The following is a 24,348-nucleotide window of genomic DNA, read 5'->3' as shown; positions in this document are numbered from 1 at the left end:
CGACCACCGCGAGGTCCCGGGCTTTCCCAAGCGCAGCACCAGAATTCTTTGGGGACAACATGCCGGCTGGGACTGCGGGGAAGTCCAGCCGCGTGATCCGCCGGGTTGGGTCCAGCGTCCGCAACGGGGCAGCAGTTCCGCTTGCGCTTCGGTGTCCTCCAGCGCAAGCAGCAGCGCTGGCCTGGTCCAGGGGCTGATCAACGACATCCCGACCGTCGAAGATCTGGTGCAGTGCATCATCCGGGGAGGCCGCTGATCTGATCGGGGGACGGCTGGGCGGGGGATCGGCGCGACGAGCTGAGCCGACTATCGTCGGCGCTGGCGTTGGTGGCTGAGCTGAGGAGCGGTCAGTGTCGTTGGAGTACGCGATCCTGGTTTCCCTGCAGGAGCGCGCGGGATCCGGGTACGAGCTGGCGCGCCGGTTCGACAAGTCGATCGGGTACTTCTGGGCGGCCAGCCACCAGCAGATCTACCGGAGCCTGAAGCGGATGGTCGAGCTGGACTGGGTGTCCTGCGACGAGGTGGCGCAGGACAAGCGACCGGACAAGAAGGTCTACCGGGTCGGCGAAGCCGGCGCCGCAGAACTGGCGCGCTGGCTCGCCAAGCCGGTGGACCCGCCGACCATCCGCAACGAACTGTCGGTGAAGATCCGCGGCGCGTGCGTCGGCGACGTCGACGGGGTGGTCGAGGAGGTCGCCCGCCACCGGCAACTGCACAGCCAGCGACTAGCCGCCTTCCGCGCGCTCGAACGACGCGATTTCCCGGCGCCGGAAGGACTTTCCGGACAGCAGTTGCACCAACACCTGGTGCTGCGCGGCGGAATCCTCAGCGAAGAAGCGATGGTGTCCTGGCTGGACGAAGCGCTGACCGTCCTGCGCGCCGACCTGGGCTGAGCAGCGGCGACCGGAGCGACCCCGTCCACGGAAGGCCCCGGCCGATCAGCGTCATCCCGACCGGGCTTGGCGCTGGCCGGAAACCAGGGAGTCCATGTCGAGCAGGAAGCGCCGGATCGCCCGGCGCTCCGAATCGTCGTAGGACCGCATCCTGTCCACCACTTCTCCGATCAACGGTCCGAAGAACGACCACCCAAGCACGATGGCGCGTTCTTCCACGACCAGCTTCACCCTGCGCCGGTCGTCCGGGTCGCGTTCCCGCCGGACGTGGCCGAGACGTTCGAGCCGGTCGATCAGCGCCGTGACCGATGCGGAGTTCAGGCCGAGCCACTCCCCCAGCCGGCCCGGCGTCGCGGTCTCGCCCGCCCGGTCGGCGTCCAGCAGCGCGATGAGGGCGCGCAGGTCGGTGGGGTGCAGCCGGTGCGTTCCGGCGAATTCGGCGGCCAGCAGGTCGAGTTCGACGGTAACGGACCGCAGCAGATGGACCAATTCGAGTTCATCTTCCACCGCACCATGCTAATCTCTCGATCGTCGAGATATTCGATGAGCGAGGTAAATGATGGGCTTCCGGACCTCCCGCAGCGCCGAGGACTTCTTCGCCGCCTACGACGCGGTGCTGGCGAAGTGGCCGATCCCGGTCGACGGGCTCGACGTTCCGACGGCTTTCGGCAGCACTCGCGTGCACGCCTGCGGCGCACGGGATGGCAACCCGTTGGTTCTCCTGCACGGCGGCGGAGCCACCTCGACCACCTGGTTCGCCAACGTCGGCCAACTCGGCGAGCGGCACCGGGTCTACGCCATCGACCTCATCGGCGACCCGGGACGCAGCGTCGCCGACGGCGAGGCCGTCACCTGCGTCGGCGACCAGATTGCTTGGCTGGATGAAGTGCTCGACCACCTCGGCGTCGAGAAGACCGACCTGTGCGGGCATTCCTACGGTGCGTGGATCGCGCTGCACTACGCCATCCATTCACCCCGGGTGCGCAGGCTCGCGCTGCTCGACCCCACCGCGTGCTTCGCCCGCTGGAACCCGCGTTACCTGCTGCGCGCCCTTCCGATGCTGCTGCGGCCCTCACCACGGCGGACCCGGGACTTCCTGCGCTGGGAGGCCGACGGCACCGGCATCGATCCGGATTGCCTTGAACTGCAAGCACGCGGCGCCGACTTCCCAGCGGCCAGGCTGATCACCCGTCCCAACCCCAACCCGACGCGGCTGACCATACCGATGCTCGTGCTGGCGGCGGAGAACAGCAAGGCGCACAACGCCAACCGCCTGATAGAACAGGCCGAACGCTTGGTCTCCGACGTCCGGGCGGCGCTGCTTCCGGCCGTCGGCCACCATGCCCTACCTGCCGGGAACGCCGCTCGGCTGAACGAAATCCTCGTCGATTTCCTCGACGGCCGTTGAACGGTGAAGGGCATCTTCGGGATAAGCGAGTCGTCCGAAGTTGTCCTCCGCCTCGAAAAGTCCTGGCGGTCAACAGGTTTCGGCGACCCACTCCGGGTGGTCGATGAACGGGTCCCGGTTGTGCTGGAACTGGTCGAAGATCACCTGGTTGCGGCGCTGCTCCGCGGCGTCCGGCGGATCCTGCGGGTGGTGCACGTCGGTACGCTGGGAAAATGCCGCCGTTCCTGCCCCGTCAACCGGAGGATTGTTGCGGCCAGCAAACGACAACAACCGGAATTGTCAGTGCGAGCAATGCCGCCGGAAGCACGAAACCCAGCGCCGCGTCGTACCGGTACAGGCCGGTGAACGCCGCCGGAGCGGCCGACATCCCGAGGAACCGCAACGCGGTCACCACCGAGATGGTCCCGCCGTGCCCGCTGGGCCCGCCGGTGAGCACCGTGGCGTGGATGCCGACCAGGATCAGCTGCGCGCAGACACCGCCGACCGCCCAGGCCACCGCCACCGCAGGCAGGCACGCGACCAGCCCGATCGACGCGACAGCCAGCGCTGCGAACAGCAATCCGACGCACACGACAGCGCGCTGGCCGTACCGGTCCACTGCCCCGCCGGTCAACCTGGCCCCGATCGCCCCCGCCACGCCGTAGGCGGTGAGCACCAGCCCACGCGCGCCGGGGCTCAGGGAGAACGCGTCGTCCAGCCGGAACGAGACCAGGAACGGCAGGCCCGCCAAGCACGCCCAAGCGACGAAGGCGACGCCTCCAGTCCGCAGCACGGAAATCCGCCAGGCGTCCAGCAGCGAGGCGGGGCGCTGCGCCGCACCGTCGCGAGAATCCGCCGGCAGCGGGCTGATCGCCAGCCCGGCGGCGACCGCGGCGAGGCCGACGAAGGCCCACTGCCAGGACCCTTCCGCCGCGAGCCCACCGACCAGCGGTGCCGACGTCTGCCCGATCGCCTGCGTCGCGCCGTAGGTGCCCAGGGCCCGCCCCAGGCGCTCCTTCGGCGTGACGGCGGCGAGCTTGGCCAGCAGCAGCGGCGTAGTGAACGCGTTCGCGATGCCCTGCAGCGCACGACTGGTCTGGAAGAGCCAGAACCACGGTGCGAACGCGGCCAACAACGCCACGACGGCGTATCCGGCGTAGGCGATCCGGATGCTGCGGCTCATGCCCCACCGCTCGCCGAGACTGCCGGACACCAGCATGACGATCGCGAACGGCAGCAGGTAGACGGTCAGCGATGTCGCCGCGATGCCTTGCGACACGGCGAAACTGCGGCTCAACTCCGGCAGCATCGCCGAGACCACGCCGCCGCCGAACGGCCCGAGCAGTCCGCCGATGTGAAGCGCGACCCGAGCGTTCACCGATCTGCCGACCCCGAACGGCTTCCTGGATCGGCCGTCCGATGCCGGATCATCAACTACCGCCTCCCGAAGCGCTCCCGGTAGGTGCCGACCTTGTCCACGATCTCCTCCGGGCTGCCAGCGAACAGGCCGCCGGCGGCGATGTTGGTCTCCAGCGTCTGCCCCGCCGGTTCGTCGCCGACGCCGCCGTGGTCGCGGGTGGGGTCGCGGTCAGTCCACTGGGCCTCGTAGTACGGGCGCAGCGCGTCCCTCGCCTGCTGGGAGGTCTTGCCCACGAACAGCAGCCCGCCGGAACCCACCCGGGCCCGCGCCGGGTGGTGGCCGTAGGCTGCCCAGCGCTCTCGGTAGTGGTCGACGAGCTTTCCGTAGTTCTCCATCGGCTGGATCGCGTTGGCCACGAAGATCGGATCGCCGTACCTGGCCGCGAGGTCCGGCGAGGCGTGGCTGGTGGCGACCCCGTGCCAGACCGGCGGCGGGGTCTGCAGCGGTCGCGGCAGGCTGGTGACGCCGTCCAGCGGGGCGCGGAACCGCCCGGTGAACGTGACGTCCTCCTCCCGCCACAGCTGGTGCAGCAGCTCGTAGTGCTCGGCCTGCAGGTCCCACTGGTGCGCGCGGTCGTAGCCGAACATGGTGTAGGGATCGGCGGAATTGCCCTTGCCCACGATCAGTTCGAGGCGGCCGTGCGACAGGTGGTCGAGCGTGGCGTAGTCCTCGGCCACCCGCAGCGGGTCGAGCGTGCTCAGCAGCGTGACCGCGGTGATCAGCCGGATGCGGCTGGTCCGGGCCGCGATCGCCGCGAGCACCACCGGTGGCGCCGTCGCCACCGTGCGGCCCGCGTGGTGCTCGCCGAAGCCGAAGTAGTCCAGCCCCAGCGCCTCGGCGAACTCGGCCAGCCGCACGACGTCGTCGAAATGCCGGGTCGTCGACTGCGTTTCGCCGGTCAGCGGGTCCGGCTGCGTGCTACCCAGACTCAGGATGCCCAACTGCACGTCCACGCACCTCCACCCGGGTCACCGCCGACGGCAACCCGAGAAACCGGGAATTGGGATGTCCTCTTAGGACTTGATAGTTCGACGCGCTGGTTCGCGCGCCAGTCACCGGCGACAGGCCTGGCTGGCCACGCGGCGCAGATCGACGTGCCGGCGCCGGGTGAACGCGGTCATCACCAGGCGATCGTCGAGCGGGCTGCCACCGGTGTCAACCGCCGCACCGGCCGTCCCACCAGGCGGACTGGCGCACCGAAATCTGGCCCGGAGCTTGAAGGTTCCATGAACGGCGGGTGAAAAATGGCAAACGGCTTGGGAAAAATGCGCCCGAAACGGACATCCGGCACATCGTCGCAGACCAGCCGCCGATCCGGACGGCGTGAACGGGGCGCCGAACCGGCCGAATATTCTTCCCCGCCACAAGAACCAAAACCTATGGTCCAGACCACGGCTGAGCGCGGGGTCCGCCCGGCTGACCGGTGGTCGTCGGAATGTTCCTTCTCCCCTCCTCGGCCAAGTTCCACCCCAGCAACCGCCGGTCAGGCACCACCGACCTGACGAGGCGGTCTCGCCAAAGGAGCCGAGATGAACAAGAACCCGAAGCTCGCCGCCGCCGTGGTCGGTGCGGCGCTCGCCCCCTTCCTGATCACGATCCCGGCCGGCAGCGCCAGCGCGCACGGCTACATCGACTCGCCGCCGAGCCGGCAGGCCCAGTGCGCCGCCGGAACCGTTCCGTGCGGCGCGATCAAGCACGAGCCGCAGAGCGTCGAGGGCCCGAAGGGCCTGACCAGCTGCAGCGGCGGCAACGAGGGATTCGCGGAGCTCGACGACGACAGCAAGGGCTGGACCGCGACGCCGGTCGGCAACTCGGTGACGTTCAACTGGGCGCTGACCGTCGCGCACCGCACGACGACCTGGGAGTACTTCATCGGCGGCAACCGGGTCGCCGTGTTCGACCAGGGCGGCCAGCAACCGCCGTCGCAGCTGTCGCACACCGTCGACCTCGGAGGCGTCAGCGGCAAGCAGAAGGTGCTGGCGGTCTGGAACGTCGCCGACACCGCGAACGCCTTCTACGCCTGCGTAGACCTCGACGTTGGCGGCAAGTGACCGTTCGACCGGCGTTTCCGCGAAACCGGCGGGCCCGCGCCCCACACGGAGCCGGGCCCGCCGCGGCGTGACACCGGAGCGGGCAAGCCGAATCGAGCGTCCACTCTGGACGCGAACCGGACAACGGCTCGGCTCGGCGGGGCAATGCCGAACTCGCCCAGCAGCCCGGCGTCGTCGAAATCCAGCAGTTCGGCGGAATCCAGCGCCCAGGGCTCGTGCTCCACCGGGAATTCGACGGGCCAGCGGCGCCACGTCGAGAACATCCGCCAGCGCGCGGTGAGAAACCGGTCCGCGCTGGTCGGCACGACGCGCTCCCGGCGCTGGATGCGAATGCTCAGGCCAATGCCAGATCGCTCGACGCGGTAGGCAGTTTCGGTTGCGGTCAGCGAGCATTCGACCGCCGCGGACCGGTACGGAAGACGCCCCACCGCCCTGGCGAGACGCACGAATGCCGGATGCGAGGCCTCCAAGGAGAGGAACACCAATCCGCGGCGGCCGTGCTCGTCGACGGCGAAGGTCCGCACGTTGACCTCGGTGAACCGCATCCGCAGCGGACTGGTGACCACCATCCCCAGCCCGACCACGCCGACCCACGCCGTGCCGTCGAACAGGTCCGGCCGGGTACGCGGCGGCAGCACCGCCTCGATTTCCCGTGCCGCGCAAGGCCAATGCACGAACACGACGTCGCGCCAGACCTGACAGGTGAACGACCAACGCACCTGGTGGGGCGCGGCCAGCGTGATCGGTTCGAGTCCCATGACTCACATGATGACTTCCAGCAGCGCGGCGTAGAGCGTCAGTCCGGGGCCGAACGCCAGGGCCGCGATGTGGCTCCCGGGCCGGAGTTCGCCGCCGGCCCGGAGCTCTTCGAGGACCATCAGCAGCGTCGCGGAGGAGCAGTTGCCGCGCTCCGCGAGAACATCGCGCGACGGCTGAAGGGCCGAGGGCGGCAGGCCGAGGGTGTCTTCGACGGTGTCGAGGATGCGCGGGCCACCCGGGTGCACCGCCCAGCCGCGGATGTCGCTGCGCCGCAAGCCGTTCCGGTCCAGCAGGTCGTCGAGCACCGCGCCGAGGTGCCGGGCCAGCACGTCCGGCACCTGCGGCGAAAGCCCCATCCGGAAGCCGAGGTCGGTGATGTCCCAGGTCATGTGGTCGCTCGCGCTGGCGTCGGTGAAGGCGGCGATGTCGACGACCGCCAGCCCCGCCGAGTGTGGCTGCAGGACCGCAGCCGCGGCCGCATCACCGAAGAGCGCGTGGGAGACCACCTGCTGCGGGTCATCGGTCGGCGGCTGGATGTGCAATGAGGTCAACTCGACGGACAGCAGCACCGCGGCTCGCCCGTGCGCCGCGACGAAGTCCGCGACGCCGCCGAGGGCCGGAAGGGCCGCGTAGCAACCCATGTGGCCGACGAACAGCCGCCGCAGGTCCGGGCGCAGCCCGAGCGAGGCGGCGAGCTTGATGTCCAGCCCTGGCGTGCCGTACCCGGTGCAGGAGACGACGGTGAGCAGGCCGACCTCGTCGGCGCCGATGCCGGCGTCGTCCAACGCGGCGGCGACCGCCCGGTGTCCCAGATGCGGGGCTTCCTCGCTGAAGCGGCGCATCCGGGCCGCCGTGGACCAGCCGGACAGGTCCTCCTTGCTCGGGTTGGCCACCGTGTGCCGGCGCCGCACCCCGGCGCCCGCGAACACCCGCCGGGCGAGGCGGCTGGCGCGGAAATGCTCCTGGAAGAAGTCGTCCCACAGCACCTGCTGCTCGGCGGTGTCCGGCAGCGCCGAGCCGAAGCCGGCGATCAACGGCGTCACCAACGCGGCGACTCGCTTTCGTCGTCGGGGTCGCCGCCGAGCACGGCCACCCCGAGCCAGTCGGCGCAGACGTCGGAGGTCGCCGGTTGCAGCGCACCGCACCGCGCGTCGCGGTAGATCCGCTCCAGCGGATGCCCGCGCCGCGTCGCCGACGCCCCGGCGGCCTCCAGCACCGACGAAGCCACCGATGCCGCGGTGTCACCGGCGACCAGCTTCGCCCGCCACACCCAGCGGTTCGTCTCCGGCTCCCCCGGCCGCTCCGACACTCGCCGAGCCGCCTCCCGTACCACGGCGTCGGCCGCGGCGACCGCCGCATCCGCCCGCCCCATCCGGGAACGCACGGTCGGCAAGGTGTGCAGTCCGCGCTCGTGCAGGTGCATGCCGCCAACGCGCAGCGCCGACCGCGCCACGCCTACGTACACAGCGGCATACGACGCGACGAGCCACTGCGGCATCACCTGCGCCACCAGCAGCGTGATGCCCTCGATCCCGCCCAGCAGCGCATCCGCGCCGACCGACACCTCGAAGTGCACGTCGTGGCTTCCCGTGGCGCGCATGCCCATCGAATCCCAGGTCGGTTCCACCCGGATGCCGTCGCCGGTCGGGACCACGAAGTAGGACACCTTCGGCTCGACGGCGTCTACGTCCCGGGCGGTGACCAGGTAGGCGTCGGCATGCCCGGCACCGGAGACGAAGGCCTTGCTGCCGCTGATCCGATATCCACCGTCGCAGCGGCGGAAGGTGGTGGCGGTGCGCGACAACCTCGAACCCGTGCCCCGTTCGCTCATAGCCACCGCGTAGAGCGCGCCGCCGGCCGCCGCAGCGAGCAGCCGATCCCGCGCGGCGAAGCAGCTTTCCGGCGCGCCGAGTTCCCGCAGCAGTTCTTCCGGCGTGTGCGCCAGCGCGCCGGTGACCGAAGCGTGCATGTTGAAGATCAGCGCTGTCGAACCGGCCCCACCGGCCAGTTCGGCCGCGAACGCGGCGTAATCGGCGAACGATGCGCCGAACCCGCCCAGTTCCGCGGGAACCATGAGCCCCAGCAGGCTGCGAGCACGCAGATCGACGAAGTCCTCGCTGGGAAAGGCACCGGAGGCGTCGTAGTGCTGTGCGCGCGCGGCGATGCGCGGAACCAGGTCCCGCGCCGCTTCCTGCGCGGCGGCCGGTGAAAACGGTTCTACGACCGGGAACAGCGACAACAGCTCTCACCCCTTCTTTCGGCCGATGCCCTGGAACAGCACCGCTGTCGACGAGAACGGGACCATCCGAACGCCTCTCCCTCGGCCGGCGGCCCAGGTCAGCAGGTCCACCAGCGACGGACGCACCCCGCGCAGGGTCAGCGCGACGCCGTGCCGGGCCGCTTCGGCGATCAGCTCGCCGCGGTCGACCAGCAGCGCCGGATCGTGCACTCCGCGCACTGCCACGTGCGGCACGCGTTCGGCGATCCCGATCGCCACCACCCGGCACAGGGCCGTCGCCGCCAGCGTGTCGAGCACCAGCAGGCCCCCGGGCCGCAGCAACCGGCAGGCTTCCCCCACCGCGGCGGGCAAATCGGCCACGTGTTCCAGAACCTCCCCTGCCACCACGCAATCCGCGCACCCGTCCGGCAGCGGAACCGCGAGGACATCCCCAGCGACCGGCTGCACCCCGTGCTCGGCGGCCTGCCGCAACGCGGTCCGCGACCGATCCACACCGACGTGCCAGTACCCCTTTCCCGCCACGTGCGGGGCCAGCAGTCCCGCGCCGCAGCCGAGGTCCACCAGCACCGCTCCGGTGCGCGGTGCGGTGGGGACGAGCGCGCCGCGAGCGGCGGCGAGCCAGTGCAACATCGCGAAGACACCACGCGGCTGCCACCACTGGTCGGCGAAGACCTCGTACAGCAGAGGATCGTTGCGCCGCACGGTCCGGCCGGAGCGTGCCATGCGCTCCAGGCTGGCACACTCGGCCGGGTGCGGCATTTCGCAACCGCGTCCTCGCTGTTCCGGGCCTCGCACCCGGTGCCGGCGCTGGCAGTCACGGCGATCACCACCGGGCTCGCGGTGACCGTCGGGCGCGATGCGGGCGGCTTGGCCCTGACGGCGGCGGCGGTGTTAGCCGGGCAGTTGTCCGTCGGGTGGCTCAACGATCTGGTGGACGCCGACCGGGACGCCCGGGTCGGGCGGCGGGGCAAGCCGGTGGCGGCGGGCGCGATTTCCCGGCGGACGGCGCTGGTCGCCGTGCTGGTCTCGGCTCCGGCGGCCGTGGTGCTGTCGCTGCCGTTCGGCGCCGCCGCGACGATCGCACACCTCATCGCGCTGGGGGCCGCGTGGGCCTACGACCTCGGTTTGAAATCCGGTCCCTTTTCGGTGTTCCCGTACGCGCTGTCGTTCGGGCTGCTGCCCGCGTTCGTGATGTTCGGCGGCGGGCGGCCGCCGCCGGTCTGGCTCGTGCTCGCGGCGGCGTTGCTGGGTTCGGCCGCTCATTTCGTGAATGTGCTGCCGGACCTCGGTGATGACGCGGCCACCGGAGTCCGCGGCCTGCCGCACCGCTTGGGCGCGGCGCGGAGCACCGCGGTGGCCGCATGCCTGGTCCTGGCCGCGTCAGCGACGTTGGTGGACGTTTCATGGGTGATCCTGCCGCTGGCGGCGGCCGTGCTCGGTGCTGGTCTCGTGCTCGGCCGCCGCCCGGGTTCCCGCACCGCGTTCCACGCCGTCGTCCTCGTCGCCCTGCTCGACGTCGCGATTCTCCTGAGCACCGGAGCCCAACCCACCTGATCAAACACAGTGAACTATCCCTTGTGGACACCTCCGGCGAGGACGGCGAACGCGACCTGCTGTTGCAGCACCTGATCGACGACTGCAGGACCTAGCCCAGGCCGATGCCGGAAACTCCGCGTGTACCCGGAACCCGGGTGGGCCTGGGCGCGACCTTCACCATCAGCCTGCCGGCGACAACGCCTAACGGCGCAGCACCGCCCGGCACGCGGCAACAGCCAGATCAGACCAGGAACGAGAACAGCGGGGAGCCCGGGGAGACCTGCTCGATCTGCAGCGGGGAGCCCTTCATCCGCGTCAGCAGACCGTGCAGTTCGTCGGCGCGGTCGAGCTCGATGCCGACCAGCGCCGGGCCGGTCTCCCTGTTGTTCTTCTTCACGTACTCGAACGCGACGATGTCCTGGCCGTCGTCGAGCACATCGTCCAGGAAGTGCCGCAGCGCTCCCGGCTCCTGCGGGAACGTGACCAGGAAGTAGTGCCGGAGTCCTTCGTGCACCAACGAGCGTTCGACGACCTCGCCGTAGCGGCTGAGGTCGTTGTTGCCGCCGGAAACCACGCACACCACCGGTCCCCGGGGCGGGCGCACCAGCGGCAGCCGGGCCGCCGCGCTGGCCAGCGCCCCGGCGGGCTCGGCAATGATCCCCTCGGTCTGGTACAGCTCGATCATCTCGGTGCACACCGCGCCTTCGGGCACCGCCACCAGTTCGTCGACCAGTTCGCGCACCACGCGGAAGCCGGCTTCGCCGACGCGCCCGACCGCAGCGCCGTCGACGAAGGTGTCCACCGACGGCAGGGCGATCGGCCCGCCGTGGTCCAGAGCGGCGCGCATGCTGGCCGCCCCGGCCGGCTCGGCGCCGATCACCCGCACCTCGGGGAAATGCTCCTTGAGCCACAGCACCACGCCGGCCAGCAGCCCACCGCCGCCGACCGGGACGATCACGGTGTCGATCGGGCCGTCGTGCTGCTCCGCGATCTCCAGTCCGACCGTGCCCTGCCCGGCAATGGTCCGCGGATCGTCGAAGGGGTGCACGTAGACCGCACCGGTGCGCTCGCTGTCCGCTTTGGACGCCGCGCTGGCCTCGTCGAAGGAGCTGCCCGTGATCACCGGCTCGACCCATGCGCCGCCGATCTCGGCGATCCGCCGGCGCTTCTGCCGAGGCGTGTTCGCAGGCAGGTGCACCCGGCCCTTGATCTTCAGCTCGCGGCAGGCGAACGCCACGCCTTGCGCGTGGTTGCCGGCGCTCGCGCACACCACCCCGCGCTCGCGCTCGCCGGCGTCGAGCGAGGAGATCAGGTTGTACGCGCCGCGCACCTTGTAGGAGCGGCAGACCTGCAGATCCTCCCGCTTGAACCGAACCGGGATGCCAAGTTCGCCGGTCAGGCGGCTGCTCGTTTCCAACGGAGTTCGCCGAACCACCTGCCGCAGGCGGGTACCGGCGCGGAAGATCGCTGCGGGAGTCAGCTCATCGGACACCAACCGATACTAAATGCGCTGGTCGGCAAGCCTCCGTTCGGGTGTGTCGGCGCGGGGCCCATCGGCCCTACTACCGCACGCTGGCGGATGCGCATGGTGGTGCTGAGGGGGCGGTCGGAAATGGCCAGGACGAAGCAGTCGGTCGTGGTGGGAGTCGACGGTTCGGAATCGTCAGCGCAGGCGGCGCGGTGGGCCACCGCCGAGGCGACGCGGCTGGCCGTTCCGGTGCACCTGGTCGTGGTCAACGACGATCCGGCGCGGGAGGGGTTCGCCAAGCAGGCGGTCCGCGACATCGCCGAGCGCTGCCATCGCGAGCGGCCCGATCTGACGATCACCGATGAGGTCGCCGTCGGACACCCGGCCGAAGAGCTGGTCCACCGCTCCGAAAGCGCCCAGCTGGTCGTCGTCGGTTCTCGCGGGCACGGCGTCTTCCGGGACGTGTTGCTCGGCGCGATCAGCACTTCGGTGGCCGCGCACGCCCGCAGCCCGGTCGTCGTGGTGCGCGGTGACGCAGCGGCGTCAGGCCCGGTCGTCGTCGGTGTCGACAACTCGCCGGGCAGCCACGTCGCGGTGCACTACGCCTTCGACGCCGCGAACCGGCGGCACACCGGCCTGATCGCGGTGCAGGCGCTGCCCGATGCTTTCTTCACCGTCGGCACCTACCCCCTGCCCGACCGGCAGGAGATCCAGAACCGGGCCGACCTGCACCTCGCCGAACAGCTCTCCGGCTGGTGCGCGGATTACCCGGACGTCACGGTGCGGCGCGAGGTGGCCAACCAGCACCCCGTCGCGACGCTGTGCGAGGCCGCCTGGCAGGCCCAGCTGCTCGTGGTCGGTCACCGCGGCCGTGGTGGCTTCGCGGGACTGCTTCTCGGCTCGGTCGCCAACGGCGTCCTGCACCACGCACCGTGCCCGGTGGCGGTGATCCGCACCCGTGGCGGGTAGTTCGCGCTACGCCTGCGGCGGCTGGCGCCAGACGGCGCGGTACCGGTCGGCGGCCTCGGCATCGCGCTGCCTCCGAACCGCCGAGCCGTGGCCGGGTGGATAGCCGTAGCGGACGAGCCGCGCGTCGACGCTGTCCACCGCGCTGGTCACCACGATTCGACCCACCACGAGGATGCCCAGCAGCAGCGCGCCCGCGGCGATCGGCCACGACCCGCCCAGCAGTCCGAGCCCGAGGAACAGCGCGAGTCCCAGCGGCACGATCTGGATCAGGCCCCGGATCAGCACCCGCAGCACCCACGTCTTGCAAGTGGCGTCGCGCAGCACCCACTCCCGGTAACGCTCGGGGAGCTTGCCGCCGTACTGGTAGCGCAGCCACCGGGCGGGATTCGGGCGCTTCACTGGCATTCGCCCAGCCTACGGCCGGCTCCTGCCACGAGGATGTCCCGCGTGCAACACCCTGTCGATGCCCCGCATCGAGGTCTCCGAGGCCTACGCCCAAGAGGTCGCCGGCCACCCCGACATGATCGCGCTCGGCGAACCCCAAGACTGGGGCTTCGACGCCGCAGGCACCCTGCCCCCGCTGCGGGCCGATCACTGACCAGTCACTCCCCGGGTAGGCGCGTGCGTTGGCCCACCGGTCGGCGACCGCGCAAGCTACAGTTTATTTCAGTCGACACTGACGAAATAGATGTAATCGACAGAATGTCCGCCGACGTGCGCGAACTAGAATCAGGAGTGCTTCCCCCCAGCGTCGCCGAAGGCGAGGGCCGTCATGCAGTCTCCCCTGACAACCGACCGCCTGATCGTGCGCGACTGGACCACCAGCGACAGCGACGTGCAGGCCGCGCTCGCGCTCTACGGCCGCCCCGAGGTGACCGAGTGGCTCACTCCCGTCGTCGCCAACGTCGCCGATCTCGCCGCGATGCGCGCCGTCGTGCAGGCCTGGATCGAGTCGCAGCCGAACCTGGTGCCGCCCACCGGGCGGTGGGCGATGCAGCGCCGGTCCGACGACGTGGTGGTCGGCGGACTGGTGCTGCGGATGCTCCCGCCGTACGACCACGACCTGGAACTGACCTGGCAGCTGCGCCCGGAGGTCTGGGGCCACGGCTACGCCACCGAGGCCGCCTCCGCACTGCTGCGCTGGGCGTTCACCTTCGACATCGACGCGGTCTTCGGTCTGGCGCTGCCGGACAACACCCGCGCCATCGCCACCGCCGAACGCATCGGCATGGAGTGGGTCGGCGAAACGACCAAGTACTACGACACCTCGCTGCAGGTCTACCGCATCCGGCAGGGGGACCTGCCCAGCGGACCGACACTCGGCGCGCCCCAGGACTGACCGAAAATCCACTGTGGCCTTTCGCACCGTCCGCAGTGGACGAACATATCTGTTACGGTGCGTCGTCAGATCATCCGCTATCGGATGATCTGCTGAATGCCCTGGTGAGTGGGATGCTGAAGGCGTCACCGAGGTCCGAGCAGCGCCTGGGGCGCACCCGCCGGAGGTATCCGTGCCACCGCACCGCAACGCCCGAGCGGCCGCCAGCAGGCCCGCGAGCCGCCGACCCGCGGACCGCGCCCGCGCCAGCGCTCGCGCCGCGGTGACCGTGCTGTGCTGGTCGGTCCTGGCGGTGACGGGATACGCGTGGTCCAACTACCGGCACCTGCTCAACGGCCTCGCGACCAGCGACGTCACCGACGGGGCCGGGGCCGACGGGGCGACCGACATCCTGCTGGTCGGCATGGACAGCCGAACCGACGCGCACGGCAACCCGCTGCCCGAGAACGTGCTCCGGGAGTTGCACGCCGGGGCCAACGACGCGGCGCTGACCGACACGATCATCCTGCTGCACATCCCCAATGACGGATCCAGCGCCGTCGGGTTCTCCTTCCCCCGCGACGCCTACGTGCAGATCCCGGGCTTCGGCCGCCACAAGATCAATTCCGCTTACGGCAGGGGCAAGGACGACGCCATCGCCACGCAGACCAAGCGCGGCACCACCGACCCCCCGGAGCTGGCGCGGCTCGGCGGCGACGCCGGGCGAAAGCTGCTGGTGCGCACCGTCGAGCAGCTGACCAGCGTGTCGGTCGACCACTACGCCGAGGTCAACCTGCTCGGCTTCGCGCGGATCACGGAGGCCGTCGGCGGCGTCCCGGTGTGCTTGCTGACGCCCGCCCGGGACTCCTACTCGGGCGCGAACTTCCCAGCCGGGCCGCAGACGATCTCCGGCCCGGACGCGCTTGCGTTCGTGCGCCAGCGGCACGGGCTGCCGCGCGGCGACCTGGACCGCGTCGTGCGCCAGCAGGCGTTCCTGGCCGGGCTCACGCAATCGGTGCTCTCCGGCGGTGTGCTGGCCAACCCGTCTCGGCTGCGCGAACTGATCGGGTCGCTGCAGGAATCCGTGGTGCTGGACCGGGATTGGGACGTGCTGGCGTTCGCCGACCGGCTGCGCGGGCTGGCCGGCGGCGCGGTCCGGTTCACCACCATCCCCATCGAGAACGCCGACTACCAGACCCCCGAGGACGGCGACGCCATCCTGGTCGATCCCCGCAAGGTGAAGGCCGCGATCAGCAGCACGATCGACCCGTCGGCGGCCGAAGCCGGGCAGCCAGGCGAGACGAAGTCCCAGTCCCCGGCCGCGAGGGTGGACGTGCTGAACGCGACGAAGACACCGGGGCTGGCCCAGCGCGTGCGGACCGAACTCGCCAACCGGGGCGAACAGGTGGGCCAGGTCGGCAACGCGCCCGCGCGGACCAAGTCCGTGGTGCGCCACGGCCCGGAGGGCGACGCTGCCGCCAACCGGATCTCGGCGCTGCTGGGGGGCCTGCCGATCGAGTCCGACGAGTCCTTGCGCCGCGGCCGGGTCCAGGTGGTCATCGGCGACGACTACCACGGGCCGGCCGCGCCTGGCTTCGCGCCGCCGCGCGCCGTGCAGCTCGACGGGGCGCACCGGCAGCAGAACGCCGGTTCCAGCCCGGACTCGATAACCGCCAACGGCGTTCCGTGCGTCAACTGACCGGGAAGCGCCGGTGGTGAGGCGGCCCCCTCGCCCGTCTCACCACCGGCCAGCTCGACTGGTGGCTACCCCCAGTGAACAAACCGCCAGCCGGTGGGCCACATCGCGTCGCGCACGACGCGGGAGCCGCCCCGGTTGTCGGGTGTTCGCGAGGGCATGTCCGGACTCCGGACACCAAGCGAGCATCCCGTGATTCCGCGGCCGACCGCTCAACGGCCCCGACATCCACTCTTCGCCGAGGTCCGGGAACGAATCACCGCTCGACAACGATACGCCGCGATGGCGGTAGTTGCGAGATCAAAAAATCGCTCACCGGCGGCTCGCGGCGCCCACCCACAACGCCACGACCAGCACCGACAGGACGACCGCCAGACCGGTCAGGCCCCACCCCAGGGAGGCAGCGGCGGCGAGCACGCCGACCAGCAGCGGGCCGCCCGCGTCGCCCAGTTCGCGCCCGACCTCCGCCGATCCCATCGTCTGGCCAAGCCGCTCCCGCGGCGTCGAGGCGGCCAGGTGCGCGAAACCCAACGGTGTCACGACCCCGGTGCCGAAACCGATCGCAACGGCGGCCACGAGGACCCCGAATAGCCCGGGAACGACCGCGGCCACGAGCAATCCGGCCACCGCGACCGCTAGGCCGCCGGCCATGCCGGGCACATCGGGCAGCCGCCCCGCGTCGCGCGCTCGGCCCGCCCACGGCTGCACCAACGCCGCGGTCGCCGCGAGCACCGACACCGCCGCGCCGGTTGCCAACGGGCCCAGCCCACCGACCGCGCCCACCACCGGCAGGAACCCGACGCCCACCGCCAGCGCCGCCGTCGCGCCCGCCAGCGCCGCGGTCGGCCGCAGGAACCCGGGAGCGGCCAACCGGCGGGCCAAATCGAACAGGGTTTGGCGGGCAGCGGCGGCACCGCCGGCACGGCCAGCACCGCCCACGCGAGCACCGCGAGCGCGAGCCCGGCGAGCGTGCCGAAGAGCAGGTCGAACCCGCCGAAGGTGATCAGGACGCCGCCGAGGACCGGGCCGAGGGTGTACCCGAGGCCCTTCCACGCGCCGTAGCTGCCGAAGGCGCGGCCGTGCTGGGAGTCCGGCGCCAGCCGGGCGACCAGCGCCCCCGCGGCCGGGGAGAACGCGGCGGCCGCCGCGCCCTGGCCGAAACGCGCGAGACCGACCGCAGCCGGGTCACCGGCGAGGACGAACGCCGCCGAGGCGCCCGCGAACGCGAGCAGCCCGCCGAAGAGCACAGGTCGCGGGCCGATCCGGTCGGTGACCGCGCCGAAGACCGGCTTGAGGACCACTTCGGCGCCGTCGTAGACGGCCAGCAGCAGGCCCAGTGCCAGCAGGGATGCGAAACCCGTGTAGGCGCCCAGCCCGGCGGCGATGCTGTGCGCGCCGAAGGCGGTCACGAATCCGGCCGCGTAAAGCGGGAGAACCTGCCCGGCGCGTTGACCGGTCACCTGCTCGGTGCCGGACATCCGGCCACCTCCTCGTCGTCCACTTCGGCGCGTTTGGTCACATCTGGTGCAGTGCTTGGAAGACCTGCTCGGTGTAGTCGGCCAACCGGTCGGCGCAGTGCTGCAGCTGCTGCTGGGCCTCGGCGGCCGCCGAGGCGCCGAATACGTCGCGCGCTTTGAGCTCGCGGTACCAACGGCGCAGCCGCTCCAGGCTCTGCTCCTCCTCTTCCAGCTCGGCCATTGTCAGCTTGCCGTTGCGTAGTTCCTTGTCAATCTCGGCGTCGAACTTGCCGCAGTCGGCCAGGAACTCCGTCCACTCCTCCTGCCGCTCGGCCGTGAACATCTCCGTCAGCCGAGCTGAATCGGGTTCGTCGCGCCCGGTGGCAGCCAGCACCACGACCTCACCGGAGCCCCGCTCGGCGAGCTCGATGGCCCGCGCCACGCCGGCGGCGACGCCAGGCACGTCCGGGAGCGTCCAGGTGCCCTGGCCCAGCGAGAGCGCACCGACCCGGCGCAACTCGCGCCACACCGCCACGCGGTGCCGCGATGGCTGCGCGGGCAGCCGCACGACGAGAACCAGCCACCTCATCACCTGATCGTCCGTCACGAGGACAAATGTATCACGCGTTACATCGGACCTCTTGCTGCGCCGCGCGGCCGACGTGACCTACCCCATATGGGGGGCTGAGCGGCATCGCTTCGAACCTGCGTGCGGTAGTTTTTCGACATGTCGAATCCGCCGTCCTCGCCCGCCGAAGCCTACGAAGTACTGCTGGGGGGCAACCGCCGGTTCGTCGACAACGCCCGCCTGCACCCGAACCAGGACGCCGACCACCGCGCCGCCCTGGCTCCGGCGCAGCGGCCGTTCGCAGTCCTCTTCGGCTGTTCTGACTCCCGGCTGGCCGCCGAGATCATCTTCGACCAGGGGCTCGGCGATCTGTTCGTGGTCCGCACGGCCGGCCACGTCATCGGCTCCGAGGTGCTCGGCAGCATCGAATACGGCGTCGGCGTGCTCGGCGCGCCCCTGGTCGTGGTGCTCGGGCACGACTCCTGCGGCGCGGTCACGGCCGCGCGGGAAGCGTGCATCAAAGGCACCGCGCCGCACGGCTACATCCGCGACGTCGTGGAGCGGGTGACGCCGAGCGTGCTGGCTGCCCGCGCCGGCGGCGTCACCGAGGTCGACGACATCGTGGACGTGCACATCCAGCGCACCGGTGACCTGATGCTGGAGCGCTCCGCGCTGCTGGCCAACGCGGTGGCCGAGGGTCGCTGCGCGGTGGCCGGGCTCTCCTACCGCCTCACCGACGGCACCGTCCGGCTCGTCGGCAGCCACGGTCCGCTGCTGCCCGCGGACTGACCCCCCTCTCGGCACTCGGGATCCACTGTGGCCGCCTGTCGGCATCCACTTTGGACATCTCTGGGCACGGCCGCTCGGCCAGCCGATCCCGGTCGGTCACGTTAGCCTCGAAGGCACGGATCGGGCGAAAGGATCCAGCCTGGTGACCGTCCAGCCGCGTCGAGTGCTACTGATCAGCGCCACCATCGGCGAGGGCCACAACGCGACCGCCCGCGCCGTCGAGGAGGCGGCCCGGCGGGTGTGGCCGGGGTGCGAAATCGCCTGGTTGGACGCCTTGCGCACGATGGGCCGGTGGGTGCCCGCGACGTTCAACTGGATCTACGTCACCAACGTCGAATCCACGCCGTGGCTCTACGACTTCTTCTACGAGTCGCTGTGGCGCTACCGCTGGTTCGCCAACGCCTCCCGCCGGTTCGTCGGCGCGTGGAGCGGGCGGCTGCTGCGCCGGGCCATCGCCGAGCACGCCCCGGACCTGATCGTCTCGACCTATCCGCTGGGCACCGCCGGGCTCGACTGGCTGCGCCGCAGAGGCGGCCTGGACATGCCGGTGGCGGCGATCGTGTCGGACTTCTCGCCGCACCCGTTCTGGGTCTACCCCGAGGTCGACCTGCACTACGTGATGAGCGAGGCGAGCCTGCGGGCGATGCGGCGGGCGGAACCGGACGCCGTCGGCGCGGTCTGCGTGCCGCCGGTCGTGTCGTCGTTCCGGCCCGCCGACCGGGCCGCGGCGCGGCGGTCGTTCGGGCTCCCGGAATCCGGTTTCACGGTGCTGATCTCGTGCGGCTCGCTCGGGTTCGGTTCCGTCGAGCGCGCGGTGGATGCGGCGCTGCTGGCCGAGGGAGTCGACCGCGTCGTCGTGGCCTGCGGTCGCAACGCGGCGCTGCGACGGCGCTTCGCCGACCGCGCGGACGACCGGATCGTCGCACTGGGCTGGGTCGTTGACATGCCCGGTTTGACGGCCACCGCGGACGTGGTGGTGACCAACGCGGGCGGGGCCACGGCGCTGGAGGCGCTGGCCTGCGGGCGTGCCGTGGTGATGTTCGAACCGATCGCCGGGCACGGGCGCGCGAACGCCGAGCTCATGGCCGACGCCGAGCTGGCCGAGCTGTGCCTGCGGGAGAGCGATCTGACCGGGACGTTGCGCCGCTGGGCGGCCGAGCCGGACGAGCTCGCGCAGCGGGAACACCGGGCGCTCAAGCACAGCCAGGCCGCCGAGTTAACCGACCAGGTGGCCGCGCTGGCGCACCTGCCCCGCCACCACGGCCGCCGCCCGCTACGCCCGCAGGACGCGTTCTTCGTGTACGCCACCACCCCGGTCATCTCCCAGCACACCGGCGCGGTCCTGCACATGGAAGGACCGCAGCGCTCCACATCGGACCTCTGCGAAGCAATCGGTCGGCGAATCTCCCAACGTGCAGCGGGATTGCCGATGCTGACCCGACGGCTGATCGTGCGACGCGGTCATCGGCCACAGTGGATTCACAGCGACGCGGTCGACGCCGGTGATCACCTGCGGTGCCGCGAGCTGAACGGCGGGCAGAGCGCGGATCCGATCATCGAGGAGTTCTTCGGCACCCCGGTGCGCACGGATCTGCCACCGTGGGAGCTGCTGCTGCTCAACGACGCCGGCACCGGCCACGCCTCGTTGCTGGCGAAGATGCACCACGCGCTGGGCGACGGTGTCGCGGTGACCAGCACGCTGCTGCGGTTGCTTAGCGACGGCCCGCATCCGGCGACATCGCCGAGTCGCGCCGACCAGCCGTGGTACCGCCGAGCCCGGAAGGTCGCGCGCGGATTGGTGAGTCTGACGGGGGCCGGACCCGCGCCGACCAGCCGCCTGGCAGGGCGCAGCACACCAAACCGGTCGTACGCGGAGGTCGAGCTCCCGGCCGCCGAAGTGCGCGCCTGCGCACGCGCGCACGGGGTGAGCAGCACGGCGTTCCTGCTCGGCATGGTGGCCGAGGCGCTGCACCGGACGCTCGGCGACACCGCACCGGGCCAGCGGTTCCGGGTCATGGTTCCGCGCACCGCACGCACCGGGCGGGGCGGCGCGGGCACCGGCGTGCCCGGCAACCACACCGTTTCGCTGTCGCTCGACCTGCCGGTCGGGCCGATGGTGCCAGCTCGCCGCCTCGCCGAGGTCACCGCCGGACTTGCCGAGCCGGACCGCACCGGCCAGCCCGCCGCTACCAGCGCCGTGCTCGCGGCACTTGGCGTACTGCCCGCGCCGCTGCACGCTTGGGTCGTGCGGCAGATCTACCAGCGTCGCTTCTTCAACGCCGTGGTGTCCGTGATGCCGGGACAGCGTCGTCCGACCCACCTCGGCGAGACGCTCATCGCGGGGGTCGTGCCGGTGCTGTCGCTGGCAGACGGCGTGGGCGTGGCGATCGGCGCTGTCAGCTGGGGCGAGCGGATCGGGTTCGGGATCACCACCGACACCGGGCTGGCGCCGGAGGCCACCGAGCTCGCCGGTCACCTCCGCGACGCCTTCGACGAGCTGCGAGGAGACCGGCGGTGAGCGCGCAGGGCACCGTGCTCGTCGTGGCCGTTCCGGCGGCCGTCCTAGGTGCGGCCAGCTTCGGGCTGGCCAGCGCGATCCAGCACCGCGTCACCAAGCAGGTGCCGAAGGTGCGCACGATGAGCCCCCGCTTGCTGTTCGACCTCGTCCGCAAGCCGATCTGGGTGCTCAGCATCGGCACCGTGATCATCGGGCTGTCGCTGCAGGTGGTGGCGCTGGCCTTCGGCCCGCTGGTGCTGGTGCAGCCGTTGCTGGTGACCTCGGTGCTCTTCGGCGCGGCGTTCGCGGCATGGCTGGCGCACCGCAAGCTGGACCTGGTGCTGGCGCTGGGCGGGCTGGCCTGCGTCGGCGGACTGTCCGCGTTCCTGGTGCTGGGGCGGCCGTCCGGGCAGGGTAACGAGTTCACCGGGGCGTCGATCGTGCCGTTGGCGCTGACGCTCGGGCTGCTCATAGTGGTCTCGCTGCTGGCCGCGCGGTGGCTGCCCGGCGAGGTCGGGGTGATCGGCATGGCTGGGGGCACCGGCGTGTTCTACGTCCCCGCCGGTCTGATCAAGGTCGTGGCTGGGCACTTCCGCAGCGGCGGGCTCGCCGAGCCGTTTCACCACTGGTCGCTGTACGCGGTGTGCGTGATCGGGCCGATGGGGTCCTGCTGAGCCAGCAGACCTTCCAGCGAGGCCGGTTGATGTCGCCCCCGCTGGCCGTGATCACCACGGTGGATCCGCTGGTGGCGGCCGCGATCGGGGTGAACTGGCTGGGCGAGCGTATCGAGTCCTCCCCCACGATCCTGGTCGGCGAGGTGATCTCCGTCGTGGTGATCATCGGCGGGATCGTGGTGCTGACTCGCCGGGGCGAGCAGCTGCGCCGGGCGATGGAGGAACGCGAGCGCAACGACGGCACGACGGATTCGTCGTGGGGCTGACGGTGCGCGGGCGCACCGCGCTGGTGACGGGTGCGTCCTCGGGCATCGGCGCGGCGACCGCCGCCGAGCTGAGCTCGCTAGGGTGCCGGGTCGTGCTGGTCGGCCGCGACGAGCAGCGGCTTGCCGAGGTCGCCGAGCGCACCGGCGGCGAACCGGTGCCCGCCGACCTGACCTATCCGACCGGGCTCGACCGGGCCGCCGCGGCCGCCCGCGAGGTCGATCTGCTGGTGCACAGCGCGGGCATCGGCTGGGCCGGCGACCTGAGCGCGATGCCGCCGGAGCGGATCGAGGCCCTGACGGCGGTGAACCTGACCGCGCCGATGCTGCTGACCCGCGCGGCGCTCCCCGACCTGCGGCGGCGGTGCGGGCACGTCGTGTTCGTCGCCTCGATCGCCGTGGTGGGCGTGCCCGGCGAGGCGGTCTACTCGGCGACCAAAGCGGGCTTGCGGGCCTTCGGCGCGAGCCTCCGCAACCGCGACGGGATCGGCGTGACCACGGTGTTCCCCGGCGCGGTCCGCACGCCCTTCTTCGCCGGGCGACGCTACGACCGCCGCTTCCCGCGCATGGTCAGCCCGCAGGAAGTGGCCGCGGCTCTGGTGCGCGGCGTGGAGCGGGACGCGGAAGAGGTGTTCGTCCCAAAGTGGCTCATCGCGCCCGCCCGGCTGCAGGGCTTGCTGCCCGGCACCTTCCACCGCCTCGCCCGCCGCTTCGGCTGACTGCGGCCGGTCACCCGCGCAACGCGCGGATCGACTCGCGCAGCGAGCCCATAGTCGCCAGCACGGCGGTCGGTTCGTAGCCGCAGTGCGCCATGCAGTTGGCGCAACGCGGATCACGGCCGCGCCCGTAGGCGGACCAGTCGGTGTCGGCCAGCAGCTCCTGGTAGCTCCCCACGTATCCGTCGTTCATCAGGTAGCACGGCCGCTGCCAGCCGTACAACGAGTACGACGGGATGGCCCAGGCCGTGCACTGGAAGTCGACCTTGCCCTCCAGGAAGTCCAGGAACAGCGGCGAGTGGTTGAAACGCCACTTCTTGCGTCGCCCGTCGGCGAAGACCTTCCGGAACAGCTCGCGGGTCTCCGTCACGCCCAGGAAATGCTCCTGGTCGGGTGCCTTGTCGTAGGCGTAGGCCGGCGAGAGCATCATCTGGTCGACCCGGAGGTCGTTGTTGAGGTACTCCAGCACCTCGATGACCGACTGCGGGGTGTCGGAGGTGAAGAACGTCGAGTTGGTGGTCACCCGGAACCCGCGCCGCTGGACCTCCTTGACGTTGTCCACCGCTTGCGCGAACACGCCCTGCTTGCACACCGACTCGTCGTGCCGCTCCTCCAGCCCGTCGATGTGCACGGCCCACGCGAAGTACGGCGACGGCCGGAACTTGTCGATCTTGCGGGGCAGCAGCAGCGCGTTAGTGCACAGGTAGACGAACTTCTTGCGCCTGACCAGCTCGTCGACGATGAGCTCGATCTCGGGGTGCATCAGCGGCTCGCCGCCGGCGATGGAAACCACCGGCGCGCCGCACTCCTCCACCGCCGCGACGGCCTGCTCGACCGGCATCCGCTGCTTGAGCACGTTCGCCGGGTGCTGGATCTTGCCGCAGCCCGCGCAGGCCAGGTTGCACGCGAACAGCGGCTCCAGCTCCAAGGTCAGGGCGAACTTCTCGCGGCGCGCGAGCTTCTGCTTCACCAGGTAAGCGCCGACGCGGATCGCCTGGCGCATCGGAATGCCCATCAGGACACCTCCTCGGGTGCGGCGGATCGGATTTCGGGCGGGACGGTGCGATCCCGCAGGACGGTGCGGCCCCACCGCGGCAGGCACGAGCCGATGGCGTGCAGCCGGGCGAGCGCGGTCAGCGCGCGACCCGGCGTGCCGGGCCGGAGCAGCGGTTGCCGTGCGGTGTCCACCACGACCCGCACGACGCCGAGCGGACGTCCCGCTGCTGCCTCGGCCAGCAATGCCGACTCCATGTCGACGGCGAGCACGCCAGCACGGGCCAGCTCGGCACGTTGGGCGCCGTGCACCACGCGACCGGCAGTGGCGATCGGCCCGCGCCGCACCGGGAACCCGGCGCGGCGCAACTCCGCTGCCAACGACGGTGCCGCTGGGCAGCGCACGGTGCCGCGCTGACCGCGGAGCTCATCGGCCACGATCACATCGCCGGTGCATACCTCGGCGCCGACCCCGCCGGCGAGACCAGCGACGACCAAGACGTCGAAGTCCGCCCCCGCAAGCGAAGCCGCGCTGCGGGCGCTGCGGTGCCGCCCGTAGCCCGTGCGGCGCACGGTTCCAGGACCAAGCGCCTCCTGGAGGGCTCGGGCTTCGAGGCCCAACGGGGCGCAGACCAGCAGTCGCATCGCAGTCATC

Annotated in this window: 26 protein-coding genes and 2 pseudogenes; 13 read left to right on the top strand and 15 right to left on the bottom strand. The window is 71.2% G+C overall.

The annotated features are described in order from the left end of the window. The first annotated feature begins 350 nt into the window (after positions 1-350). A complete protein-coding gene (locus SSPN_RS0104910; RefSeq protein WP_010692676.1) occupies positions 351-893 on the top strand; it encodes a PadR family transcriptional regulator in 543 nt (180 codons plus the stop codon). 51 nt (positions 894-944) lie between these two features. On the opposite strand, the gene SSPN_RS0104905 is transcribed toward SSPN_RS0104910, so the two are convergent. Next, a complete protein-coding gene (locus SSPN_RS0104905; protein ID WP_010692675.1) occupies positions 945-1,400 on the bottom strand; it encodes a MarR family transcriptional regulator in 456 nt (151 codons plus the stop codon). Positions 1,401-1,449: 49 nt separating this feature from the next. On the opposite strand from SSPN_RS0104905, the gene SSPN_RS0104900 reads away from it, so the two are divergent. After that, positions 1,450-2,301, top strand: a complete 852-nt coding sequence (locus SSPN_RS0104900; protein WP_010692674.1) for an alpha/beta fold hydrolase — start codon at positions 1,450-1,452, stop codon at positions 2,299-2,301. A gap of 69 nt (positions 2,302-2,370) precedes the next feature. Here SSPN_RS0104900 and SSPN_RS50410 read toward each other — a convergent pair. The 3 genes and pseudogenes from SSPN_RS50410 to SSPN_RS0104885 form a co-directional block, all read right to left on the bottom strand. Next, a pseudogene (locus tag SSPN_RS50410) lies at positions 2,371-2,484 on the bottom strand (endonuclease); the annotation flags it as partial. A 49-nt stretch (positions 2,485-2,533) separates the two neighbouring features. Beyond that, positions 2,534-3,658, bottom strand: a complete 1,125-nt coding sequence (locus SSPN_RS0104890; RefSeq protein WP_010692672.1) for an MFS transporter — start codon at positions 3,656-3,658, stop codon at positions 2,534-2,536. 56 nt (positions 3,659-3,714) lie between these two features. Beyond that, positions 3,715-4,653, bottom strand: coding sequence for an LLM class flavin-dependent oxidoreductase (locus SSPN_RS0104885; protein ID WP_010692671.1), 939 nt, complete (start codon positions 4,651-4,653; stop codon positions 3,715-3,717). A 576-nt stretch (positions 4,654-5,229) separates the two neighbouring features. Between SSPN_RS0104885 and SSPN_RS0104880 the strand changes: the two genes are divergently transcribed. Further along, positions 5,230-5,751, top strand: coding sequence for a lytic polysaccharide monooxygenase auxiliary activity family 9 protein (locus tag SSPN_RS0104880; RefSeq protein ID WP_010692670.1), 522 nt, complete (start codon positions 5,230-5,232; stop codon positions 5,749-5,751). Here SSPN_RS0104880 and SSPN_RS42485 read toward each other — a convergent pair. From SSPN_RS42485 to SSPN_RS0104860, 4 genes are read right to left on the bottom strand one after another with little or no spacing between them, the layout of a single operon-like run. Continuing rightward, positions 5,715-6,509 carry a DUF2071 domain-containing protein gene (locus tag SSPN_RS42485; protein ID WP_010692669.1) on the bottom strand — a complete coding sequence of 265 codons (795 nt, stop codon included), beginning with the start codon at positions 6,507-6,509 and terminating at the stop codon, positions 5,715-5,717. The two genes, SSPN_RS0104880 and SSPN_RS42485, sit on opposite strands and share 37 nt — an antisense overlap. Before the next feature lie 3 nt (positions 6,510-6,512). Beyond that, positions 6,513-7,553, bottom strand: a complete 1,041-nt coding sequence (locus SSPN_RS0104870) for a type III polyketide synthase (protein ID WP_010692668.1) — start codon at positions 7,551-7,553, stop codon at positions 6,513-6,515. Further along, on the bottom strand, positions 7,550-8,749 hold the full coding sequence (locus tag SSPN_RS0104865) for an acyl-CoA dehydrogenase family protein (protein WP_010692667.1): 1,200 nt from the start codon (positions 8,747-8,749) through the stop codon (positions 7,550-7,552). The genes SSPN_RS0104870 and SSPN_RS0104865 overlap by 4 nt, the downstream gene beginning before the upstream one ends. 6 nt (positions 8,750-8,755) lie before the next feature. After that, positions 8,756-9,472, bottom strand: coding sequence for a class I SAM-dependent methyltransferase (locus tag SSPN_RS0104860; RefSeq protein WP_029534976.1), 717 nt, complete (start codon positions 9,470-9,472; stop codon positions 8,756-8,758). A 27-nt stretch (positions 9,473-9,499) separates the two neighbouring features. Between SSPN_RS0104860 and SSPN_RS0104855 the strand changes: the two genes are divergently transcribed. Further along, complete coding sequence (locus SSPN_RS0104855; RefSeq protein ID WP_010692665.1) at positions 9,500-10,303, top strand: UbiA family prenyltransferase; 804 nt, start codon at positions 9,500-9,502, stop codon at positions 10,301-10,303. Between the two features lie 223 nt (positions 10,304-10,526). On the opposite strand, the gene ilvA is transcribed toward SSPN_RS0104855, so the two are convergent. Next, positions 10,527-11,780 (bottom strand): threonine ammonia-lyase IlvA, encoded by a 1,254-nt coding sequence (gene ilvA, locus SSPN_RS0104850; RefSeq protein ID WP_010692664.1) that lies wholly within the window; start codon positions 11,778-11,780, stop codon positions 10,527-10,529. Positions 11,781-11,921: 141 nt separating this feature from the next. Here ilvA and SSPN_RS0104845 point away from each other — a divergent pair, with 141 nt between their 5' ends. Continuing rightward, positions 11,922-12,722, top strand: a complete 801-nt coding sequence (locus tag SSPN_RS0104845) for a universal stress protein (protein ID WP_337466315.1) — start codon at positions 11,922-11,924, stop codon at positions 12,720-12,722. Positions 12,723-12,728: 6 nt separating this feature from the next. Here SSPN_RS0104845 and SSPN_RS0104840 read toward each other — a convergent pair whose 3' ends face one another. Beyond that, positions 12,729-13,127, bottom strand: coding sequence for a DUF5313 family protein (locus SSPN_RS0104840; protein ID WP_010692662.1), 399 nt, complete (start codon positions 13,125-13,127; stop codon positions 12,729-12,731). A gap of 58 nt (positions 13,128-13,185) precedes the next feature. On the opposite strand from SSPN_RS0104840, the gene SSPN_RS61455 reads away from it, so the two are divergent. The 3 genes from SSPN_RS61455 (at position 13,186) to SSPN_RS0104825 (ending at position 15,739) form a co-directional block, all read left to right on the top strand. Next, on the top strand, positions 13,186-13,320 hold the full coding sequence (locus SSPN_RS61455; RefSeq protein WP_010692661.1) for a hypothetical protein: 135 nt from the start codon (positions 13,186-13,188) through the stop codon (positions 13,318-13,320). 174 nt (positions 13,321-13,494) lie between these two features. Further along, positions 13,495-14,061 (top strand): GNAT family N-acetyltransferase, encoded by a 567-nt coding sequence (locus tag SSPN_RS42480; protein ID WP_010692660.1) that lies wholly within the window; start codon positions 13,495-13,497, stop codon positions 14,059-14,061. Positions 14,062-14,233: 172 nt separating this feature from the next. Then, complete coding sequence (locus SSPN_RS0104825) at positions 14,234-15,739, top strand: LCP family protein (RefSeq protein ID WP_010692659.1); 1,506 nt, start codon at positions 14,234-14,236, stop codon at positions 15,737-15,739. 309 nt (positions 15,740-16,048) lie between these two features. Here the strand turns inward: SSPN_RS0104825 and SSPN_RS62070 are convergent, their stop codons facing one another. The 3 genes and pseudogenes from SSPN_RS62070 to SSPN_RS0104815 form a co-directional block, all read right to left on the bottom strand. Beyond that, the gene (locus SSPN_RS62070) at positions 16,049-16,519 is read right to left on the bottom strand and encodes an MFS transporter (protein WP_337466339.1); all 471 of its coding nucleotides are present in this window, start codon (positions 16,517-16,519) and stop codon (positions 16,049-16,051) included. Between the two features lie 170 nt (positions 16,520-16,689). Further along, positions 16,690-17,214, bottom strand: a pseudogene (locus SSPN_RS62065) (MFS transporter); the annotation flags it as partial. Between the two features lie 37 nt (positions 17,215-17,251). After that, entirely contained in the window at positions 17,252-17,782 is a 531-nt protein-coding gene (locus tag SSPN_RS0104815) for a Chromate resistance protein ChrB (protein WP_010692658.1), read from the bottom strand. 138 nt (positions 17,783-17,920) lie between these two features. On the opposite strand from SSPN_RS0104815, the gene SSPN_RS0104810 reads away from it, so the two are divergent. The 5 genes from SSPN_RS0104810 to SSPN_RS0104795 all read left to right on the top strand — a co-directional run bounded on the left by SSPN_RS0104810 (position 17,921) and on the right by SSPN_RS0104795 (position 22,703). Further along, on the top strand, positions 17,921-18,550 hold the full coding sequence (locus tag SSPN_RS0104810; RefSeq protein ID WP_010692657.1) for a carbonic anhydrase: 630 nt from the start codon (positions 17,921-17,923) through the stop codon (positions 18,548-18,550). A 142-nt stretch (positions 18,551-18,692) separates the two neighbouring features. Continuing rightward, positions 18,693-21,068, top strand: coding sequence for a wax ester/triacylglycerol synthase domain-containing protein (locus SSPN_RS0104805; protein WP_010692656.1), 2,376 nt, complete (start codon positions 18,693-18,695; stop codon positions 21,066-21,068). Then, the gene (locus tag SSPN_RS42470) at positions 21,065-21,721 is read left to right on the top strand and encodes a DMT family transporter (RefSeq protein WP_010692655.1); all 657 of its coding nucleotides are present in this window, start codon (positions 21,065-21,067) and stop codon (positions 21,719-21,721) included. Before SSPN_RS0104805 ends, SSPN_RS42470 begins: the two co-directional genes overlap by 4 nt. 29 nt (positions 21,722-21,750) lie before the next feature. After that, a complete protein-coding gene (locus SSPN_RS59265; protein ID WP_237710451.1) occupies positions 21,751-21,987 on the top strand; it encodes a hypothetical protein in 237 nt (78 codons plus the stop codon). Next, on the top strand, positions 21,978-22,703 hold the full coding sequence (locus SSPN_RS0104795) for an SDR family NAD(P)-dependent oxidoreductase (RefSeq protein ID WP_010692653.1): 726 nt from the start codon (positions 21,978-21,980) through the stop codon (positions 22,701-22,703). The genes SSPN_RS59265 and SSPN_RS0104795 overlap by 10 nt, the downstream gene beginning before the upstream one ends. Positions 22,704-22,713: 10 nt before the next feature. On the opposite strand, the gene hpnH is transcribed toward SSPN_RS0104795, so the two are convergent. Both hpnH and SSPN_RS42465 read right to left on the bottom strand, forming a co-directional pair. Then, positions 22,714-23,715, bottom strand: coding sequence for an adenosyl-hopene transferase HpnH (gene hpnH, locus SSPN_RS0104790; RefSeq protein WP_010692652.1), 1,002 nt, complete (start codon positions 23,713-23,715; stop codon positions 22,714-22,716). Beyond that, positions 23,715-24,347 (bottom strand): phosphorylase family protein, encoded by a 633-nt coding sequence (locus tag SSPN_RS42465; RefSeq protein WP_049887574.1) that lies wholly within the window; start codon positions 24,345-24,347, stop codon positions 23,715-23,717. Before SSPN_RS42465 ends, hpnH begins: the two co-directional genes overlap by 1 nt. Position 24,348 lies beyond the last annotated feature (1 nt).

It is taken from the genome of Saccharopolyspora spinosa NRRL 18395 (assembly GCF_000194155.1).
Lineage (GTDB): Bacteria > Actinomycetota > Actinomycetes > Mycobacteriales > Pseudonocardiaceae > Saccharopolyspora > Saccharopolyspora spinosa.
The sequence above is the reverse complement of the archived record's forward strand: the minus strand, read 5'-3'. Positions and strand labels throughout refer to the sequence as shown.

Coding starts and splice junctions, on each gene's coding strand:
- SSPN_RS0104860 (WP_029534976.1), bottom strand. CDS start 9,472: ATGGCACGCTCCGGCCGGACCGTGCGGCGCAACGATCCTCTGCTGTAC.
- SSPN_RS0104880 (WP_010692670.1), top strand. CDS start 5,230: ATGAACAAGAACCCGAAGCTCGCCGCCGCCGTGGTCGGTGCGGCGCTC.
- hpnH (WP_010692652.1), bottom strand. CDS start 23,715: ATGGGCATTCCGATGCGCCAGGCGATCCGCGTCGGCGCTTACCTGGTG.
- SSPN_RS0104815 (WP_010692658.1), bottom strand. CDS start 17,782: ATGAGGTGGCTGGTTCTCGTCGTGCGGCTGCCCGCGCAGCCATCGCGG.
- SSPN_RS0104810 (WP_010692657.1), top strand. CDS start 17,921: ATGTCGAATCCGCCGTCCTCGCCCGCCGAAGCCTACGAAGTACTGCTG.
- SSPN_RS42485 (WP_010692669.1), bottom strand. CDS start 6,509: ATGGGACTCGAACCGATCACGCTGGCCGCGCCCCACCAGGTGCGTTGG.
- SSPN_RS42480 (WP_010692660.1), top strand. CDS start 13,495: ATGCAGTCTCCCCTGACAACCGACCGCCTGATCGTGCGCGACTGGACC.
- SSPN_RS42465 (WP_049887574.1), bottom strand. CDS start 24,347: ATGACTGCGATGCGACTGCTGGTCTGCGCCCCGTTGGGCCTCGAAGCC.
- SSPN_RS61455 (WP_010692661.1), top strand. CDS start 13,186: ATGCCCCGCATCGAGGTCTCCGAGGCCTACGCCCAAGAGGTCGCCGGC.
- SSPN_RS0104900 (WP_010692674.1), top strand. CDS start 1,450: ATGATGGGCTTCCGGACCTCCCGCAGCGCCGAGGACTTCTTCGCCGCC.
- SSPN_RS59265 (WP_237710451.1), top strand. CDS start 21,751: ATGTCGCCCCCGCTGGCCGTGATCACCACGGTGGATCCGCTGGTGGCG.
- SSPN_RS0104840 (WP_010692662.1), bottom strand. CDS start 13,127: ATGCCAGTGAAGCGCCCGAATCCCGCCCGGTGGCTGCGCTACCAGTAC.